The 17,969-nt window shown below is 68.5% G+C and carries 18 protein-coding genes and 4 pseudogenes; 9 read left to right on the top strand and 13 right to left on the bottom strand.

Annotated elements, in window-relative coordinates:
- Together FCI23_RS42240 and FCI23_RS42235 are read left to right on the top strand one after the other, a co-directional pair.
- A pseudogene (locus tag FCI23_RS42240) lies at nt 1-978 on the top strand (integrase core domain-containing protein); the annotation flags it as partial.
- A gap of 97 nt (nt 979-1,075) precedes the next feature.
- Nucleotides 1,076-1,666, top strand: coding sequence for a hypothetical protein (locus FCI23_RS42235; protein WP_211265697.1), 591 nt, complete (start codon nt 1,076-1,078; stop codon nt 1,664-1,666).
- Between the two features lie 104 nt (nt 1,667-1,770).
- On the opposite strand, the gene FCI23_RS62680 is transcribed toward FCI23_RS42235, so the two are convergent.
- Nucleotides 1,771-1,902: a thiazolylpeptide-type bacteriocin gene (locus FCI23_RS62680; RefSeq protein WP_265737813.1), complete on the bottom strand. Its 132-nt coding sequence runs from the start codon at nt 1,900-1,902 to the stop codon at nt 1,771-1,773.
- A 471-nt stretch (nt 1,903-2,373) separates the two neighbouring features.
- On the opposite strand from FCI23_RS62680, the gene FCI23_RS42225 reads away from it, so the two are divergent.
- Nucleotides 2,374-2,883: a hypothetical protein gene (locus FCI23_RS42225; protein WP_136729371.1), complete on the top strand. Its 510-nt coding sequence runs from the start codon at nt 2,374-2,376 to the stop codon at nt 2,881-2,883.
- Between the two features lie 117 nt (nt 2,884-3,000).
- On the opposite strand, the gene FCI23_RS42220 is transcribed toward FCI23_RS42225, so the two are convergent.
- Together FCI23_RS42220 and FCI23_RS42215 are read right to left on the bottom strand one after the other, a co-directional pair.
- The gene (locus FCI23_RS42220) at nt 3,001-3,642 is read right to left on the bottom strand and encodes a Shedu anti-phage system protein SduA domain-containing protein (RefSeq protein WP_136729370.1); all 642 of its coding nucleotides are present in this window, start codon (nt 3,640-3,642) and stop codon (nt 3,001-3,003) included.
- Between the two features lie 185 nt (nt 3,643-3,827).
- Nucleotides 3,828-4,046: pseudogene (locus FCI23_RS42215) on the bottom strand (class IV adenylate cyclase); the annotation flags it as partial.
- Nucleotides 4,047-4,084: 38 nt separating this feature from the next.
- On the opposite strand from FCI23_RS42215, the gene FCI23_RS42210 reads away from it, so the two are divergent.
- The 3 genes from FCI23_RS42210 (at nt 4,085) to FCI23_RS58715 (ending at nt 5,175) form a co-directional block, all read left to right on the top strand.
- Nucleotides 4,085-4,339: a hypothetical protein gene (locus FCI23_RS42210; protein WP_136729369.1), complete on the top strand. Its 255-nt coding sequence runs from the start codon at nt 4,085-4,087 to the stop codon at nt 4,337-4,339.
- Nucleotides 4,336-4,581 carry a DUF7848 domain-containing protein gene (locus tag FCI23_RS42205; protein WP_136729368.1) on the top strand — a complete coding sequence of 82 codons (246 nt, stop codon included), beginning with the start codon at nt 4,336-4,338 and terminating at the stop codon, nt 4,579-4,581. Before FCI23_RS42210 ends, FCI23_RS42205 begins: the two co-directional genes overlap by 4 nt.
- A gap of 135 nt (nt 4,582-4,716) precedes the next feature.
- The gene (locus tag FCI23_RS58715) at nt 4,717-5,175 is read left to right on the top strand and encodes a hypothetical protein (protein WP_211265696.1); all 459 of its coding nucleotides are present in this window, start codon (nt 4,717-4,719) and stop codon (nt 5,173-5,175) included.
- 6 nt (nt 5,176-5,181) lie between these two features.
- On the opposite strand, the pseudogene FCI23_RS42195 reads toward FCI23_RS58715, so the two are convergent.
- From FCI23_RS42195 to FCI23_RS61045, 3 genes and pseudogenes are all read right to left on the bottom strand, one after another.
- Nucleotides 5,182-5,460, bottom strand: a pseudogene (locus FCI23_RS42195) (hypothetical protein); the annotation flags it as partial.
- Between the two features lie 370 nt (nt 5,461-5,830).
- Entirely contained in the window at nt 5,831-6,754 is a 924-nt protein-coding gene (locus FCI23_RS42190; protein WP_246144595.1) for an aldo/keto reductase, read from the bottom strand.
- Entirely contained in the window at nt 6,654-7,106 is a 453-nt protein-coding gene (locus tag FCI23_RS61045; protein WP_246144597.1) for an MFS transporter, read from the bottom strand. Before FCI23_RS61045 ends, FCI23_RS42190 begins: the two co-directional genes overlap by 101 nt.
- Nucleotides 7,107-7,376: 270 nt before the next feature.
- On the opposite strand from FCI23_RS61045, the gene FCI23_RS42180 reads away from it, so the two are divergent.
- The 3 genes and pseudogenes from FCI23_RS42180 to FCI23_RS42170 all read left to right on the top strand — a co-directional run bounded on the left by FCI23_RS42180 (nt 7,377) and on the right by FCI23_RS42170 (nt 9,759).
- Nucleotides 7,377-8,297: a helix-turn-helix transcriptional regulator gene (locus tag FCI23_RS42180; RefSeq protein WP_136729366.1), complete on the top strand. Its 921-nt coding sequence runs from the start codon at nt 7,377-7,379 to the stop codon at nt 8,295-8,297.
- A gap of 54 nt (nt 8,298-8,351) precedes the next feature.
- A pseudogene (locus FCI23_RS42175) lies at nt 8,352-9,047 on the top strand (IS5 family transposase); the annotation flags it as partial.
- Nucleotides 9,048-9,483: 436 nt separating this feature from the next.
- Nucleotides 9,484-9,759 carry a hypothetical protein gene (locus FCI23_RS42170; protein ID WP_246144594.1) on the top strand — a complete coding sequence of 92 codons (276 nt, stop codon included), beginning with the start codon at nt 9,484-9,486 and terminating at the stop codon, nt 9,757-9,759.
- A gap of 323 nt (nt 9,760-10,082) precedes the next feature.
- On the opposite strand, the gene FCI23_RS42165 is transcribed toward FCI23_RS42170, so the two are convergent.
- From FCI23_RS42165 to FCI23_RS42140, 7 genes are all read right to left on the bottom strand, one after another.
- Complete coding sequence (locus FCI23_RS42165; protein ID WP_136729365.1) at nt 10,083-10,463, bottom strand: hypothetical protein; 381 nt, start codon at nt 10,461-10,463, stop codon at nt 10,083-10,085.
- Between the two features lie 71 nt (nt 10,464-10,534).
- A complete protein-coding gene (locus tag FCI23_RS42160) occupies nt 10,535-10,828 on the bottom strand; it encodes a hypothetical protein (protein ID WP_136729364.1) in 294 nt (97 codons plus the stop codon).
- 83 nt (nt 10,829-10,911) lie between these two features.
- Entirely contained in the window at nt 10,912-15,678 is a 4,767-nt protein-coding gene (locus FCI23_RS42155; protein WP_169317191.1) for a ricin-type beta-trefoil lectin domain protein, read from the bottom strand.
- Nucleotides 15,679-16,071: 393 nt separating this feature from the next.
- The gene (locus FCI23_RS57235) at nt 16,072-16,218 is read right to left on the bottom strand and encodes a hypothetical protein (protein ID WP_169317190.1); all 147 of its coding nucleotides are present in this window, start codon (nt 16,216-16,218) and stop codon (nt 16,072-16,074) included.
- A complete protein-coding gene (locus FCI23_RS42150; RefSeq protein WP_136729362.1) occupies nt 16,215-17,363 on the bottom strand; it encodes an ATP-binding protein in 1,149 nt (382 codons plus the stop codon). The genes FCI23_RS57235 and FCI23_RS42150 overlap by 4 nt, the downstream gene beginning before the upstream one ends.
- A gap of 121 nt (nt 17,364-17,484) precedes the next feature.
- Nucleotides 17,485-17,679, bottom strand: coding sequence for a hypothetical protein (locus FCI23_RS42145; RefSeq protein ID WP_136729361.1), 195 nt, complete (start codon nt 17,677-17,679; stop codon nt 17,485-17,487).
- The gene (locus tag FCI23_RS42140) at nt 17,679-17,882 is read right to left on the bottom strand and encodes a hypothetical protein (protein ID WP_136729360.1); all 204 of its coding nucleotides are present in this window, start codon (nt 17,880-17,882) and stop codon (nt 17,679-17,681) included. Before FCI23_RS42140 ends, FCI23_RS42145 begins: the two co-directional genes overlap by 1 nt.
- Nucleotides 17,883-17,969 lie beyond the last annotated feature (87 nt).

Below are 17,969 nucleotides of genomic sequence, written 5' to 3'. Positions count from 1 at the left end.
TGAGAACGCGGTGCTGCGCCGTCAGATCGCCCGGGTCCGGTACGAGCCCGCCGACCGGGTGTGGCTCGCCGCACTCTCCCGGCTGATCCCGCGGGAGCGCTGGCGCCAGGTCTTCGCGGTCACCCCCACCACACTGCTGGCCTGGCACCGTCAACTCATGATCCGCAAGTGGACGTTCACCCAGCACCGCCGCCCCGGGCGACCTTCTACCGCGCCCATCGTCAAGCAGCTCATCCTGCGCTTGGCCCGCGAGAACAGCACCTGGGGCCACCGGCGGATTCACGGCGAACTCGCCGCCTGGGCTACCCGATCGCCCCGTCCACGGTCTGGGAGATCCTGCACGCCGCCGGCATCGATCCCGCCCCGCAGCGCTCAGGGCCGACCTGGCGCCAGTTCCTCACCGCCCAGGCCCACGGCATCATCGCCGCCGACTTCCCGCACCTCGACACCGTCTCCCTCAAGCGCCTGTACGCCCTGGTCTTTATCGAACACGGCACGCGGCGCCTCCACCTCGCCGGCGTCACCGCCCACCCCACGGCTCAATGGACCGTTCAGCAGGCCAGGAACCTCGCCATGCCCCTGGGCTGCCGAGTGGACTCGCTGCGCTTCCTCATCCGGGACCGGGACAGCAAGTACACCCGCTCCTTCGACGCCGTCTTCGAGGCCGACGAGGTGGAGATCCTGCTCAGCCCGCCTCGGGCGCCGAGAGCGAACGCGATCTGCGAGAGAGTCGTGGGCACCCTCCGCCGCGAACTCCTCGACCGCATGCTGATCTAGAATGAAGCCCATGCCGTGGCAACGTTGACCGAGTACATCCGCCACTACGACGGGCACCGCCCCCACCAATCCCGGCGGCAGCTACCCCCGGACAGCGACCAACCGCCCACCTCGGCCGCCGTCACCGACCTCCAGACCCACAGGGTTCGACGACAATCCGTCCTCGGAGGCGTGATCAACGAGTACCAGCACGCCGCCTGAGCCAACGACATCAGCACAGGTCACGGCACCAAATCGTATTTTCGAGCGGCACACGAAAACAGCCACCCGTTCGGGGTGGTCGCTGTATTCTCCGCCAATGACGCCTACGACGCCATCAACCCCGTCGAGTCCTTCGACAGCGGACGCCGAGTGCGCCGCGCTCACCCGGAACCTGCGCCGCCGAGGCACCCTCGTACTCTCGGTTTTCGCCCTGGTATGGGCCTTCGCCGGCGCGTCGGGCATGGCGTCGTCGACCGCCGCCCTAGCCGTCGAGATCGCGGCCGGGACGCTCACCGTGGCAGCGATCGTCCTCGCCTATCGCAAGGGCGCCGCGCCCTCGCCCCGTATGGTGAGCCTGCCGGACAACTGGGCGCGCGGGGTCGGCATCGTCAACGTCGTCGAGGTCGTGGCCATCTTCGCGGTGATCGCCGCGTCCAACGCCTCGGGACACCCCTCGTTCATTCCGGCGGGCATCGCGCTGGTCGTGGGCCTGCACTTCTTCCCACTCGCAGGCCTCTACGACCAGTGGCAGTACAAGGGGGCAGCCGTACTGCTGACCGTCGCCGCGGTCGTCGGCTTCGGCCTCATCGCCGTCGGCCTGTCCAGTGAGACCGTACGGGCCGTGGTGGGCCTGGCCGCCGCGGTCGTGTTGTGGGCTTCCGCTTACCACGTGGCGGTCAAGGGCTGAGCTTCGGCCGGTAGGCGAACACACGCAAGGATGTACCCGACCGGCCGGCTGGCCGGGCGGGCGCATCCTTTGGTGCGTGAATCAGCCGGTACGGCTGATCCGCATCAGCAGGCGGAGCAGGTGCTCGACGAGGACGACGAGGTACCGATCGAACCGCTGGACGCGCCCATCTCCGGCAGCGCCACACCCTGGGCGACCTCGAGGGTCTCCAACTCGTCCGCGTCGAAACCGTCGATCTCCGCGTCGTCACCGTTCTTGATGTCGTTGATGCGGGCTCGCCCGGCTACGGGTCAAGCCCTGCAAGCTACAGGTGCCGCTGTTGCTGCCCATCCAGAAGGGTGCGGTCCACCCACAGCGGGATATCCAAAAGCAATGTTCGCAAGGCGGACATAGTAATGACAACCGGATCTAACACCCCTTCTGGTTATCGGTTCGATCTCGATTGATCGGGCTGTTGTCTGCGGCTGCGCCCGCCAGCGAGAAAACTGGAATGATCACTACTTAGTATTTGAAGCTGTTTGGGGAGGCTGGAAGTGAACTGTTTGCGCTCGATGGTTGCCTCGGTTGGCGTCGTCGCGCTGGGAGCCCTGGCTGGTTGCTCGGCTAGTACCTCGGCGGCGTCGGCCGTCCGGCCTTCCGGATCGGCGGCTTCACCCAGTGTGGCGATGAGCGGTGCGCCGACTGGATCAGCCTCCGATGCCCAGTCCGTGCACGACTCCGCGGGGCTGCTTTCGAAGCTCGTGCCGTACCCCAGTGGTGCACGGCCTTGGACGCACAACAAGACCGGCGTGCTCACTCTCGATGAATTCGACACCATTTTCTACAAAGTGAGCGTCCAGGGGGAAGAGCGCTCACTGCTGGCCCGACGCCGTTTCTCCACTGCAGTGCGCCACGGCTGGTACAACGCGGACGGCACGCAGGCTGAGGTGTTCCTGGTCGAGTTCTCCTCGTCTACCGGCGCGCAGGGCATGTATCTCGCGTTGACTTCAGAATGGAAGCAGGATACGACTAGCGGGACGGCTTTCACGGATCCAGCTGTCCACGGCACAGGGGAGTTGGAGCCGGCGCTGGACTCCTCTGGCAACATGACAGCGAAGGAAACCGCCTATGTTGGCCACACGTTCATCTACGTGCGCTACTACGACCCGGCTGCACCCAACAAGACCGAGGTCATGCGGCTGGTGCAGCACCAGTACCGCCTCGTCGGGGGCCACTGAACTTGAATTCGTGATGTTGAGCCCTCGGTCTGGTCAGCCATCCAGGGTCAGTCCGGTGCCGGTAAGGCAACTGTTCTCATGGCAGACGTGGCGAGCGCACCTCACCTAGGAAGTTCGTTAGAGGAACATTGAGCACTCTTCGCAGGTACCGTCTCCGATTTCCTCCACCTTTGCACGGACTCTACGACCTTCGTCGGCCAGCCAGTCGTATGTGTGAATTTCTGTGCTCCTTTCAAAGCCCAGTTGATCGCGAGTTCTACGCTGAGCGGCTGACATGTCGCTGCGTCTGCCAATAAGTACAAGACCATTCGACCACTCGCCGATCTCGATAAGACCAAGGCCTCCCTTTGAGGCCCCTCGGGGTCTCTGTGCATAATCCGTGTTTGCGCGGATCCACCGACGCCATTCGGTGATCTGGTCGAGTCCTTCCCGGAGTTTCTCTGCGGGTCGGTTAGCGTTCTCTTCGCTCGCCATGAAAAGCGGAGCCCTGGAACTCTCCAACTCCACGAGGGTCCAGTTCAGTTGCAAGCTGTCGAGCCGAACTACTAGGAAGCCCGGTATGTACGCGTCGCCAAGCCTCACTTGCGGGCGAATCCATCTGCAGCTTCCTCCTATCTGCTGGATCAGCATCCATGGGTAATCTTCCAGGAATTTCTGGATAGGCTTCTCGTCCTCGGCGACAGACAGAACCCTGGCGACCGAGGACCCGAAGCGTGTGGCCTCGGACCCTCGGGTGCGTGAGGCCTTCGAGATGCGCAAGCGTGTCCAACGGTTGCTGTCCGGTAACAAGGCCAAGCGCGTGACGAACGCGTTCGCGATGCTGCGACTGCTGCCAATGAGCGACCGCGAGAAAGACGTCGAGATCTTGGCCCTGCGCCATCAGATACCTTCTCCCGTAGCCGCGCCGGATGTACCGGCGCGGGGGCTTTCGTGCGTTCCGGGGGTCAGGCGTTGCGGCGGGCGACTACGGCGTCGGTGTAGAGCTCGGTCGTCAGGTCCTGCTCCCCGATGCCGAGTTCGGCCAGCACCTGGCGGACATCGGCGAGGGCCGTGTGCACGTCGTCCTCGTCGACGATCGTCTCGACCTCGATGAAGGTTCCGTCGATTTCCGGGACGCGGACCAGGGTGGCCAGCATGCGGCGGCCGGCCGCGGTGAAGTCGTGCGCCACGCCCTGGCCGCTCTCGACGTGGGCGCAATCCAGTGAGCACCGCCGAGGGCACCGGATGGCCGGAGGGCGTACCGCCGGTCGGGGCGTTCGTGCGCGACACCAAGCGCTCCCGCGACGCCGTCGTGATGGCGGCCATCGGCGGCTACGTCCAGCTGCGCGGCATCGAGGGCGGCACCGAGTGGGACGTGAAGCCCGAGAAGGTCCGTCCCCTGACCGCGCGGGAAGAGCTGAGCGCACGGACGTCGGTACAGAACACGGCTACGCGCCTGCGGGTGGGTGGCCAGTGACCCCCAGACCGGTGCTGTGGTTCGCCACATGGACGATCGCACCCCACCCGGATCCGGACGCGGAGCCCATCACCCACGCAATGCAGTGCGCAACGTGCGGAGAGAAGTCCCTGCCGTTCGAGGACATCGAGCCCGCGCAGCTGATGGCCCTCAAGCACGCCGGGCTTACCCACCACGACGTCTACCGCGAGGCCATCACACGGCCGTGGCGGGCGCGGCCGGCGGAAGGCGCCGCGCGATGACGGCCCGATGCGGCTACCGCCTTGCGACGGCGGCCCCATAAAGCCCCCGTTCCGGCCGTCCCCACCCTTGGACAGGTCGAGCGGCCGGAACGGGTCAGCAAGTGCAGTGCAGCATCCCTTCATCAGGAGGAATAGATGAGCACAGCTGTTCAGGTCCGGACTCGCGATCCGCGCGTCATCCTCAACGCTCTCCAGCAGCGCGTGCCGTACCTCGTCACCGACGTGGGCGTGGAAGACCTCTGGGAGCGGGAAGTTGCTCTCCTGCTCCGCGACAGTGTGGCGGTCCGCAGCCTCGCCGAGCGCATCCTCGGCCAGGGCATCGCGTACCTGATCACCGCCATGGAGAACCCCGGCGTCGACATGGGCGTCGGCTACACCGTCGACATCGGATGTGGTGCGTTCGTGGGCGGTGAGGCGGGCCAGCAGGTCGTTGAGGTCGTCGGTGGTGTACTTCCACTTGAAGGGCCGGGCGGCGGCGTTGTTGAGGTTCTGGAAGGCCAGCAGCCGGTCTTCCACGTCGGTGAGGTCGTAGAAGTCGTTGGGGGTGACGACTTTGCGTTGTACGACGGAGAAGTAGATCTCGCACTGGTTTAGCCAGCTGGCGTGTACCGGGGTGTGCACCATCCAGGCGGTGGGCCAGTGGTGGCGCATCCGGTTGATGGCGGCTTGGCCGCGGTGGGATGAGCCGTTGTCGACGATCCAGAACACCCGGTTCGCGGAGGCGTACGGTTCGGTGGTCATGATCTGCTCGACGAGCCGGCCGAACGGGGCGATGCCGGTGGTGGGTTCGCAGCGGCCGAAGACCCGGCCACGGTGGGCGTCCCAGGCTGCCAGGTAGGCCAGCGCCCCGCCTCGGTCGTACTCGTGCTCGACGCGCATCATTCTGGCCTTGCCGGGTGGCAGGGCGGGGTGGCAGCGGCACCGGGCCTGGACAGAGGTTTGAAAGCTAGAACTCATGTTCTAGGGCCCTCAAGGTGTCGAGCAGATACCGGAAGATCGGTGGGGCGAGCACGAACCGGACCGGGACGTCGCCATCCTGGCCACCCGGTACGCCGGCACGATCCGCGCCGCCATCCGCTTGCACCGGTCGGTGCGAGGCCATCCTGCGCGTAGCCGCCAACGAAGCCGCCGACGCCGCCCGCGCAGACCCCTGACCGACGCCGAGGGAGAGAGTTCGGCCGTCAGAAGCGGCGGACAAATCTCCCCACTCCTTTCCCGCGTGGTCTCTCCTTCGGTCCGCCGACGACTGCTACATGTCGTGCTCCCAGCTGCCGCGCGTGTCGACGTCCGCAGCATCCGCCAGCGCCTCCAGCTCCGCGATCTCCTCGTCGGCGAGCGCGATGCCGTGAGCTCGGACCAACCCGTCGATGTAACCCGCCTTCGTGACCCCGATGATCGGGGTGGTCCCCTTGGCGATGGCCCAGGCGGTGGCGACGTCGGCGGCGGACGTGCCTCGGTCCTCGCCGATCGCCCCCATCCTGTCCGTCAGCGCCTGCAGCTGGGGCAGGATGCCGTTGTACACGGCCGCCCGGCTGCTGCCCTCCGGCAGCGGATGGGCCGGGCTGTACCTGCCGGTCAGCGCCCCTTGCTCGAGGACCATGTAGGAAAAGAACCGCACGTCGTGCTCGCGGCAGTGATCAAGAATGCCCGCGCGCTCAGAGCTCCGGTACAGGAGACTGTAGTGGTTCTGGACCGCCTCCACACGGAAGCCGGCCTCGCCGAGGATCTGATCGGCAAGAGCGATCTCCTTCATGTTGTGGTTCGAGACGCCGACATGCTTGATCCTGCCGCTTTGCAGCAGCGGAATCAGAAGCGGAGTCCAACGGGCCACGTCGGCAGGGTTGTGGATCCAGTACAGATCCACATAGTCCGTGCCCATTCGGTCGAGGCTCTGCTCCAGCATGTCCGCGACCGGATCGTCGCCGTCGCCCGCGACCTGCGGGGTGAACTTCGTCGACAGCTGGTACTCGCTGCGGGCGTAGCCCTTCAGCGCCTGAGCGAGGACCGTCTCCGAGTGGCCCATGCCGTACACCACCGCGGTGTCCCACAGGGTGAACCCGTTCGATTGCGCCTTATCGACGACCTCTCGCAGGCCGGACGCGGTCAGCTGACTGCCGAAATAGCCGTCGCCCACCTCGCCGCTGTCTCCCCAGGCCCACGTGCCCAGCGCCACCGCCGGCGCTGTCAGCGTCTTGCTCGTCATGTCCCCTACCTCCATTGCTTGTTCTTCGGCCGTGGTGACTTGTGGTGAACGCCCCGGCCGCCAGCGCCGTCAGGAAACGCGCCCCCAGCAACGCCGAGAAGCCGGCACCGGCCGCCACGACGACGTGTCCGGCCGCGACGACGGCCAGGGCCAGCAGCAGCGTCAACCGCCTCGGCAGCCGCAGCGTCAGCATCGCCATCAGCGGCGCCCCGACGATCATCCCGACCGCGAAGACGGTGATCGACAGCCCCGCCTGGGCCACGCTCACCCCCACGTCGCCTGCCATCTCCGGCAGCAGCCCCGCCACGAGGAGCTCCGTCATGATCATCAGGAACGTGCCCAAGGCCAGCACGTAGACGACGAACGGCAGCCGGGTGCGCCGACCCTGCTGGGCCTCGACAGGCACCTCGCCAGGGCCGTCGATGACGCCCCGCACTCGTGCTCATTTCTCATCACCACTGGGACCACTGGGATCGTGTCGGAACGTTCGATCCCCAGGAGACCCCGATCGCCGCCACCGGAGAAGGTCGGCTTTATAGGGGGTATGACCTCAACCCCCCTCGCGCCGTGACCAGCGGCTACCGTGAATGGCATGGACCAGCAGCCCGGAAACCGCGGCGAAATCCGGCACTTCCTTGCCAGCCGGCGCGCCAAAATCACCCCGGCGCAGGCCGGACTGCCGACCAGCGCCCGTCGCCGGGTCGCCGGGCTGCGGCGCGAGGAGGTCGCCGTCCTTGCCGGCGTGAGCACGGAGTGGTATACGCGGCTGGAGAAGGGTCACATCGGCGGCGTGTCCGAAGACGTCCTGGACGCGGTCGCTCGCGCCCTGCAACTGGACGACGACGAACGCACCTACCTGTTCGACCTGGCCCGGTCATCGCGGCCCAAGAGTCGCACGCCATCGCGTCGCAGGGACGTCGAGGTCCCGCCCCAGGTCCAGTGGCTGCTCGACTCCATGACGATGTCCTCGGCGTTCGTACGCAACGGCCGCACGGACGTCGTCGCCAGCAACCCCCTGGCCCGAGCCCTGCACGCGCCGATGTTCGACAGCGCCACCATCGACCACCGCGGCCGCCCCAACATCGCCCGCTACATCTTCCTCGACCCCGGCGCACATGACTTCTTCGTCGACTGGGACGCCGCCGGCAATGCCACCGCCGCCCTGCTGCGCGCCGAGGCCGGGCGCGAGCCCCACGACCGGGCACTGCGCGAACTCGTCGGCGAGCTGTGCACCCTCAGCCCCGAGTTCCGCGGCCTATGGGCCGCGCACGACGTCCTGATCCGCCACGACGGCATCAAACGACTCCAGCACCCCGATGTCGGCCACCTGGAACTGACCTTCCAGTCCCTCGACCTACCCCTGTCCGGCCGAGCCGTGCACAACCTGATCACATACACCGCCGAACCCGGCACCGCATCTGAAGACCGGCTCAAATTCCTCGCCAGCTGGGCAGCTACGCAATCTCGGGCGGCAGAGCCCACCCGCCACTCTCCTCAGCCCGGGCCGCTCTGATCCGTCGCGGTTCGCCCGGCCGGGAATCCGGGGTACGAACTCGACCGGCCGCGCTACGGTGCGGGATACGAGAGGATCGCCCAGGTCGGGTGCTCGGACTGGACGATCCGCGACCGGGTCAAGGAGTGGAGCAGGCTGGGTCTGGCCCAGGTCCTGCATCGGCTGGTATTGGCCGCCTACGAGAAGATGATCGGGCTCGACCTGGACGATCTGTCGGCCGACGGGTGCATCACCAAGGCGCCGTGCAACGGTGAGGCGGCCGGGCCCTCGCCGGTCGACCGTCGCAAGCAGGGGCTGAAGCGTTCGGTCGCCACCGACGGCGAGGGTGTGCCGGTCGGCCTGGCGGCCGCCGGCGCGGACCGGCATGACTCCAAACTGCTCAAGCCCACCTTGGAATCGGTGAACGACCAGGTCGGGCCTGTTCTGCCGGAGAATCCCACCATCCACCTGGACTCCGCGTACAACGGCAAGCCGTGCGCGCAGGTGCTGGAGAAGCACGGACTTGTCGGCGAGATCGCCGTCAAGGGCGTGAAGGCTCCCATCCAGGTCGGGCGTCGCTGGGTGGTCGAACGCACGCATTCCTGGATGAACGGGTACGGCGAGCTCCGGCGTTGCTTCCAGCGCACGACCCAGACCGTCGAGTTCTACCTCTACCTCGCCGCCGCGTTCGTCACCGTGCGTTGTCTGATCCAGCAGGCCCGCAACCGCTATCGATGGGAGACCCGGCCAGAAGTCCGCCGCCTGAAGTGACGCCCATCCTCGGTCGCTCTTAGTCCGAACGGGCGCTCACTTCGCCAGGGCAGCGTTGGGGGGCCCGGGATCGTCGGATGAGGCTGCGGACAGTTGATCGGGTCCGCGAGGTCGAAGAAGGCGTCGATCACGGTGGCGCATACGGTCGCGGTGCCGGTGACCATCGGCAGCGCGGTAGTGGCCAGCGCTGCCTCCAGGTGCCGGTCCGGTCCTGGATGCCACGGTGCGGGGCGCCCCGTACGGTGAGGACGGCTGGGCCCGACCCTGTGCAGGCCGACGGTGGCCACCGTTCCGCTCGGCGCAGAGGCCGCTGGCACCCTGTCGGCTGCGGCCGAAGTTCTGGGGCGGATCGGCCCGGCGACGTGTCCACCGGCCCATTCGCAGGCGGCCCGGAGGATCGGCCTGCCGAGGAGAGCGACGGCCATCGACTGTTTACGTGACCGCTGCATTCGACTACGAGGACATGCACCACCTGGTGGATTGGCTCACGCCGACCCAGGTGCGCCGCCTGCGTCTGCTCGTCACTCAGGATGAGGAGCTCTCCCCCCTGGCCCAGTCGCTGACCCCGCTCGACGTGGACGAGGCGGAAGAGGCTGACCCGGCTGGACTTCTGGCCCTGATCGGCAATGTCAACGGACCCGAGGACCTGGCCGAGGGGCACGACGACTACATCCGCGAGCGGATGCGCGAGCGCTTCGGCGACTCGGAGTGATCGTCACCGTCAGAGCGTCCCTCGCTGCGACCAGGATGGGGGTGCGCCCGACCACCAAGTCGGCGCACCACTGGCGCTCGCAGGTAGGTGCGCAAGGCGGTCAGGCCGATCCTGCAACCGCTGGAGATCTGCGCGGTGGGCAGCTCCTAGCGAGGCACAGGGCCCCGGCCGTCCCGGCTCGGGTGTCGGCATCACGGCGGCGGTCGCCTCACCGCCCGCCGGGATGGTGAGCTGCGACAGCACGGGACCCGATCCGGCAGGGCCTCCTCCCTCTCTACGAAGCGCTGTCCGGAGCCGAACGCCCCACCAGCACCGCGAGCCGCTCACTCCGCTCGGTCGGCCGAGCGAACGAGCGAATCGGCCAGGTCGGCCGCGTGCTCTCGGTAGAAGCCGGTGATTGTGGTGTGGAATTGGACTTCCGACGGCAGGTGCTCGCGAACGGCGAGCAGTGCCGCATGGATGGAGTGGAGGTCACCACGTGTGAACTCGTCAGCCGTACGCCCTCCCTCCACTGCCCCTGACTTCAGTCGACCGAGCAGACTCTCGATGTGGTCCCTGTCGCTCCCGGTCTGGATTTCCAGGTCGATGTCCGAGGCGCTGTGTCCGAGCAGGTACTCAAAGATCATGGACAGGAATATCCGCTGAGCACGGGAGAGCCCCACGAGGTAGCCGTTCGCGGACTTCGTGACCTGGACTCGCTTCATGGACATGACTCCTTGCAGGGATCAGCGCGCGCTCCGGCCCTCAACGGAGGCAAGGGCGCGCCACGGTATGCTCAGCCGGCCTGCGTGACCGCGCGCGCCAGGTTGGCGGCGAGTTCAGCGACCGTCTCCTTGAAGGCCCCCATATGAATGGCGAAGTCCTCCTCCGAACGGAAGAGTGCGGGACTCTTCGCCGCGAGCAGCGCCGCGTGGACGGCGTGGAGATCGCGGAGTGTGAAGTGCTCCTCCCCGGCTGCCAGCCGGTCGTGCAGGTTCTCGAACCGTCGCCTGTCGTACCCGGTCCGGAGTCCGAGCGCGGTGTCCGACGCCTGGTGGTGGCGCAGGTACCCGAGAATCTCCACGACCACGCGGTGTGATCCATGCGGTCCTGCGGTCAATGTCAGTGTGTACCCCGCGCCGGACCGCACGGCGCCCACACTCGTCGTATCGGTCACTTGGGCGCGTACCTCCCGCTTTTTATCCCGGCCTTGAACGCGTCTTCGCTGTAAAGGAATGCGTGGATCATGTACGAGTTCTTCGTTACGAGGACGCCCTTGGTCGTGTCGTAGACGACGTCCGAATTCTGTACCGTGTCGCGGTACGTAAGCCTTCCTTCCCACGACTGAAGGTACTTGGCGAGCTCTATCGGGTCGTGTCCGACGCCGGGGATCACGTGGTCGGCGGCGGTTGCCGACCCGTCGTGCATGCGCTGGACCATGCGCTCCACGCCGGCGGCGACGTCCGAGCCGTACTGGTCGTCGATCGCTTGCGCGATCGCGGCGTCGAGTTCGCCGGTCGTCGGATCAATGCCATCGCAATTGTGCACCAGGACGGTGGAATGTCCGGCCAGGACGTAGAAGGTGTGCAGACCGGTGACAGTGAGGTCGTACACCGAGGTCGGTTCGCTGCTGTTCCGATCATGGACGGCGGTGACAGCACGGGGCGATCCGTCCGCCGCGCGCAGTAGGTCACCGACACGCAGGTCGGAAGCGAGCTTCCAGCCGTGGCCCACCACGTACAGCCGGTGTCCGAGGGTGGTGGTGAACCGGCCGCCACCCGCGAGTACGACAGTCGACAACCGCTTCGCGCCGTGCGTGAACGACGCCGCCACCGGCTCCGCCCGTGATGCCCCGGTCTCCGGGTCGGTCGCCCTCAGCAGGTCGCCGACCTGCAGCTTCCCGATCGGTTTGCTCGATCCGTCCGCGAGCAGCACCTGCGTGTCCGGCGGAAAGCTGTTGACGGCGCATCCGGCAGCGACGTCCTCGGCGACTTTGACGTCCTCCTCGATCTGTGCGAGGGCGTCCGCGCCCAGACCGGAGTCCTGCACCACTTTCCACGCGTCGGCGATGCCGACCCCGGTGTGCATCGCGTCGTCCAGGGCGCCAATGGCCTTGATGGCATTCGCGATCTTGGTTTGCGGTACGAACCACGTGGCGGCCCAGAGGCAGCCGCTGACGCTGCCGTGCGAGCAGTTGACGAAGTCGGCGGTGAGGCCGTCCCACAGGCCCTGGAGAATCGCCCCGTCGATGATCTTGGTGATGTCCCAGTTGCTGAAGTGGTGGGTGACTTCCTGACTGGCCTGCTGGGACTGGCTGCCAAGGAACACCGTGTCGGCGGCGGGACAGCCGGCGGCGGTCACATTCGCCGGAGCGTTGGCGTCATTGCACAGGTAGAAGTCGACGGTGAGGGTGAAGGTCAGCAAGTACTTCACGTCGCAGCCGGAGTTACCCAGACCAAGGACGCACTCGTTCTCCGGCTTCGGGTCGCCGATGGGCGTGACCTTCTCGGTGGTGAACATGTGCGCGATACCGGTGGCACCGCCACTGTCCACGGATGCCGCGTTCTGCTCCCGTTCGGCCTGCGTGGCGGCCTGCTGGGCGGAGGCAGCCTGCTTCTCGGCGTCCTGGGCGGCGGCCTCGGCGGCGGCGGCGTCCTGGTCGGCCTGGGCAGCGACCTGGCGGGCGGTGGCGGCCGCGTCCTGGGCGGCGGAGGCTGCCGACTGAGCGGCGGCAGCGTCGGACTCGGCCTGGTTGGCCGAGGCACGGGCGTCGGCGGCGTCACCGGCGGCAGCGTCGGCGGCGGACTGTGCGGCGGAGGCGTCGGCGGTGGCCTGGGCGTCGTACGCGATGGTCTGGGCCTCGGTGGCCTTGGCCTCGGCAGCGGCCTTCTCGGCCTGGGCCGCGGAGGCGATCGCCTGCTGGGCGGATACCTGGGCCGCGGCGGCCTGAGCGGCCGCGTCGGCGGCAGCGACCTGGGCGTTCTTGGCGTCACCGGTGGCCGCGTCGGCCAGGGCCTGGGCCGACTTGGCGGCCTGCGCGGACTGGTCGGCCTTGGCCTGGGCCACCGCCTGCTGCTGGTCGGCGATGGTCTTGGACGCCTGGGCGGTCAGCACGGCGAGCCCGGCGGAGGAGTCGGTGTCGACGTACGGCGAGCCCAACTGGACCGCGTCATTGGCCGGGGCCGCGACCGTCTGGGCGGCGTTGGATGCGGCTGTGGCCGCCTGGGCGGTGGTGTAGGCGTAACCGGCGGTGGTGGCGGCGTCGGCCTGGGCCTGCTGGGCGTCCGCCCCGGCCGCCACGGCGTCCTGGCGGGCTGTGACGGCATCGGCCTGCGCGTCGGAGGCGTCCTTCTTGGCGGCCGCCGCGTCGTCGGACGCCTGGCCCGCCGCCTGGATCGCGGTGGCCACGGCGGCCTCGTCGGTGCGCACGGCCGCATCGGCGGTGGCCTTGGCGGCCTGCGCGTCGTTCGCGTCCGCCTGGGACCGGGAGGCGGCGGCCTCGGCGCGAGTGGCGGCCGCGTCGGCAGCCTGGGCGGCGGCGGTGGCGTCGCCGGCGTCCGCGGATGCCCGGTTCGCAGCGGTCGTCGCATCGGCGGCATCCGCGCCGGCCCGGTCGGCCGCCGAACGCGCCTCGGTCGCGTCGGAACTGCTGGCCTCAGCGTCGGCATGAGCGTCGGCAGCCTGCGCCTTGGCCACCAGCGCGTTCTTGTTCTGTTCGGCGTCCCAGGCCTTGTTCCGGGCCTGGGTGGCGGCCTTGTCGGCGTCCTGCGCGGCCTGCCGCTTGTTTGCGGCCGTGGCCCCGGCGGACTGGGCCGCGGCCAGGGCGTTGGAGGCGGCCTGGCTCTGCTGCTCGGCGTCCGTCTGGTCGGCTGCCGCGCGGCCCTGGTCGGCCGCCGCCTCCTTCTTGTCGGCGGCCGCCTTGGCCTGCTCGGCCTCGGCGGCCAACCGCTTGGCGTGGGCGACGTCCGCAGCCTGCTTGGCGGTCGCCTCAGCCTGCTGCGCGGTGCCGAGGGCCTTCTGCGCGGTGGCGTTGGCCGCGGCCGCGCTCTTGGCCTGCAGCGCCGCTCCGGCGGCGGCCGCCTTGGCCTGGACGTCCGCCTCCTGTGCGGCCGCCTCCCGGAAGGCCGCCTTCGACGCCGCGCCCTGGGTCTGGGCGAGCTGCTGGAGCGCGTCCGCGTCGGAAGCGGAGGCGGTCGTCGCCTGGTACGCGGTCTGGGTGGCCCCGGCGACCGCCTTGAGCGCGGCGGCGGAGGCCATCGTCACCTGCGCCTCCTGCTGCCCGGCCAGCAGCCCGCGGCCACGCGGCACACCGACCGTGTCGGCGACGGCGTACGCGCTCTGCTCGGCGGCGGCGGTGTCGGTGACGGCCTGCTGGGCGACCGCCGACTGCGCCTGGGCGAGCGTGGCCTGCGTCTTGGCGGCGGCCTGGGCGGCAGTCAGCGCCGCCTTGGCCTGCGAGAACTGGGCCTTGGTCGGGTAGTCCAGGGCATCGGTCCCGGTGCCGGTGCCCGCGTTGTCCTGAGACGCCACGAACTGCTGGGCCGTCTTGGTGCTGTCGCACGCCACTGCGGTGGCCGCCTGTCCGGCCTTCGCGGCGGCAAAGTTCGCACACAGCTTCGTACCGACGTTGTACAGCCGCGTCACGCCCTGCGTGGTGACGTACTGCCAGTGCTCGGCGGCTGAACTGTTGCAGGTGTAGAGCTCGACCTTGCCGCCGGTCACGTACAGGCACTTGCTCGTCTTGAAGTTGACCAGCGGACCGTCCAGTACGTCACCCGAGGTGGGCTCCCACTGCTGCGAGGGGGTGTTGGCGGTGCAGGTGGACGCCACGATCGGGTTGCCGTTGGTGGCGGAGCCGCCCGAGTCGTCCAGGCACAGGGTCGTACCGGCCCTGAGCTGGAATTTGATCAGCCCGTTGCCCGCCGTGCCGGCGCCGGGGGCCAGCCAGTACGCCTCCCAGCGCGACAAATGGTCCGCCAGCCACGACTGGCCGAGCGCTTCGCCCAGCGCCTGAGCGCCGGTGGCCAGCGCCGCGGTCGCCTTGCCGTTGGCCGCGAAGATCGCGTCCCGCTGCGTCTGCTGCCCGGCGATCTCCGCCTGCCACTCGGTCGAGGCGGTCTGCACCTCCTGGCCCAGCACGCCGTTGGGGTCTACGGGGTTGCGCCACTCGCAGGACGCGAAGCGGGACTTCAGGTCCTCCACGGCGACCCGGAACTCCACCGTGTCCACCGCCGGAGCCGTACGCGGGAAGCCGCCGCCCTCCAACAGCAACCGGGTGTCGTCCGCGAACAGCTTGTGCCCGGACGTCATGCCCTGCCAGGCACTCCACTCGTTGTAATCCTGGTGCCAGTTCGGGTCACCGCCACTCGGTTCCGGGTAGCGGGCGTTGCCCAGCGCCGTGGCCGCCTGCGCCGAGTCGTCCCCGGCAAGCGGGGTCGGGTCGTCGTAGAAGCCGTCCTCCTGAGTCCAGAACCGCTGGCCCGCCCACGGGCTCAGCCCGACCGCGTCGAAGAAGTCCGGCTTGGGCGCCCACTCGAATCCGGTGTCGGTGAAACCGCCCGGCACGGAAAGCCCGGACAGCGGCTTCTCCCAGTCGAAGTGCCGCGCCGACAGCGTGTCCATCAGCGTCGACGCCGCCGCATTGTCGGTCTTGAAAGCCGTGGACAGCGGGGTCGTGTCCCAGAAGTCCGCCGCGGCCGACGCGTGCAGCGCCGCCGCGTCGCCGTTCAGCCCGTCCGCCGCGACCTGCTTCATCGCGGGGCCGCCCATCCTCAGCACCGTCGACAACAGGCACTGGTCCTGCCGCTGCGTCTGAGCCGCGGCGGCATCGAACGTGCTCGTCGCCCCACTGTCGCCGGCCGACCCCGCCCCGGCCGCGAGCGCAGGCGCCTGGCCGAGGCCCAGCACGGCAGCCGTCACCAGCGCCGTGGTCGCCGTCAACCCACGCAGAGCCGTACGAGCCCGAAGCCCGGCCGGGCAGGCCGAAAGTCTCCCGTATGCCATGCCATCCCCCCGCTCAAAGCATGCGTAGACGACGGCGCCACAGACGCCTCCGGCCACGCACACCGTTCCCCCGACCGCGCGACGCTGGCGAAACAGCCCGGCGATCCTTCCCCTGGCGCTCTCCCGGGCAAGTGAAGAATCCAGGGAGCGGATTCACAGGATGGTCACAGGGCGAGACGAGGTCAACAGACATACCAACGCGGCAAAGCGGGCCAACCAGCTATTTCGGCACGACTACTGCGTAGTTGACCGCACAGTGCCCCTGTTTGCGGCGTGACGGACGCAACGCCCCGCCCGTTGGAGCGGACGGCTGATGGCGTGCGCTCCAGCTCAATCCATCCACGCATCGGCGACAACGAACGAGACCACGGTGCCATCTGCGGTGAACTCGATCCGCCCCGGCAGCGCTGCCAGCACGTCGACGGCCTCGCCGAGCCCCGCAGCAGGCTGCGGGCCGCGATCACCTGCGCTGATCATCCGTCAGGCGCCCGCTTAGCAAAGGAGTCAGCAGCGGACGGCCGGTCCGCTGAGGATGGCTCTGCCACGGTCGTGAGCAGTTCCCGGGGCAGGTACACGATCGCCCGCACACCGCCGAAGTCGGACTCCTGGTCGACGCTGGCCCGGAAGCCGTAGCGTGCGCTGAGTGCGCCGACGGCGAGGAAGCCGAGCCGTGGAGGGTTGCGCAGCTGCGTGAGCCGCACTGGCTCCTGGCCGGACAGCAGCCGTGCCGCCAACGGCCGGTCCTCCGGTTTCAGGCCGATGCCGGAGTCGTCGATCACGATGCCCACGCCGTTGTGGGCATCCACGAACCACACCCGTACATCGGATCCGGGCTCGGAATGGCGGGCCGCGTTGTCCAGCAGCTCCGAGACGGCGAGCACAACGGGCTCCACGGCCCGGCTGACCACATACAGCGACGGGTCGCCGGTGACCTTCACACGGTTGTAGTCGCGAATCCGGGAGATGCCCCCGCGTACGACCTCCAGCAGCGGCTTGGCCTCGCGTTGGCGCCCCGGCCAGGAGCCGGTGAGCACGGCGATGATCGCGGCCCGGCGGGCCAGCTGGCTGCCGGCGTGGTCGATCGCCATCGCGTCGGCCAGCATCTTCGGATCGTCGTGCCGATCGATCATCTCGGCAATCGCGCCCTGCTGCTCGTTGAGCAGGGCCTGGATGGACCGCATGACCGTTCTGACTGCGGCCTGGGTCGCGTCCTCCGCCTGCTCAGCGGCCTGCACCGCCACATCGCCGAACATGACCAACACCGCGTCCTGGGCATACGCGAAGGGCGAATCCGCCAGATCCTGGGGGTGCAGGAGACCAGGAACCTCGGCCTGCCGCCCCTGTCGCAGACCGCCCACCAAGGCCGGTACCCGGTGCTCGACCAAGTGACGGACCTCCTCCTCACGCACCTGGAGAGCGCGGTCACGGGCCTCAATGGCCCGATCGCGATCCCGGATGGCCTGTGCGACGACCTGCCCTCGATCCCGAGCCTCTTGTTCGAGCGCCTCAATGCGCGCAGCGCGGGCATTGGCGCTCTTCCGGTACTGGGCCGCCGTGAGCCCGGCCGCGACCACGGCCAACGCAAGGAGCCAAGGGAGTACGTCCGGTATGGATGGGTTCATCAGATCCTCGACGAGAGCGAAGGGCGGGGAGGGAAGGCCGCCGGGGCGCAAACTCGGGCCTTCCCGGCAGGGGGAGGCCGATGCGGCCCGAGGTGGTCGCATGCACCCCGACGGCCGGTCTTTAGAGGTCGAACCTGCTGATCACGCTTGCGACGCTCTTCGTGAGGTCACGGATGGTCGGCGCGACCGAGGAACTGGCCAGGTAGAACCCCAGCAGCACGCACACCACCGCATGGCCGGCCTTCAGGCCGCCCTTCCGCACCAGCAGGAAGACGGTGACGAGCAGCAGGAGGACAGCGGATATCGACAGGGCCATCAGACGGCTCCGCGCCGAGCGCGGCGGATCTCGTGTGAGACCTCCACGAAGTCCGTAAGCAGGACCTCGTCCTCCGGCTGCGGGGGCAGCAGCCACAGCTGTTGGTTCAGGCTCAGCACGTCCCATCGCAGATCCCGGGTGAGGGCTGCAGGGCGAGGACGATCGCCGGGGCGGACCCTCCAGAGAGCGGCGGCGAGTTTCATGGGGAAGCTCCGTCAGGGCGAGTGGGTGCGGCGGAGGACCAGCCAACGTGCCTACATCTCCGGCCTCGTCGGTCGGGACGGCGGCTC

Origin of the sequence: Actinacidiphila oryziradicis (genome assembly GCF_005047355.1) — a bacterium.
Taxonomy (GTDB): domain Bacteria; phylum Actinomycetota; class Actinomycetes; order Streptomycetales; family Streptomycetaceae; genus Actinacidiphila; species Actinacidiphila oryziradicis.
This window is presented reverse-complemented; position numbering and strand designations above follow the sequence as displayed.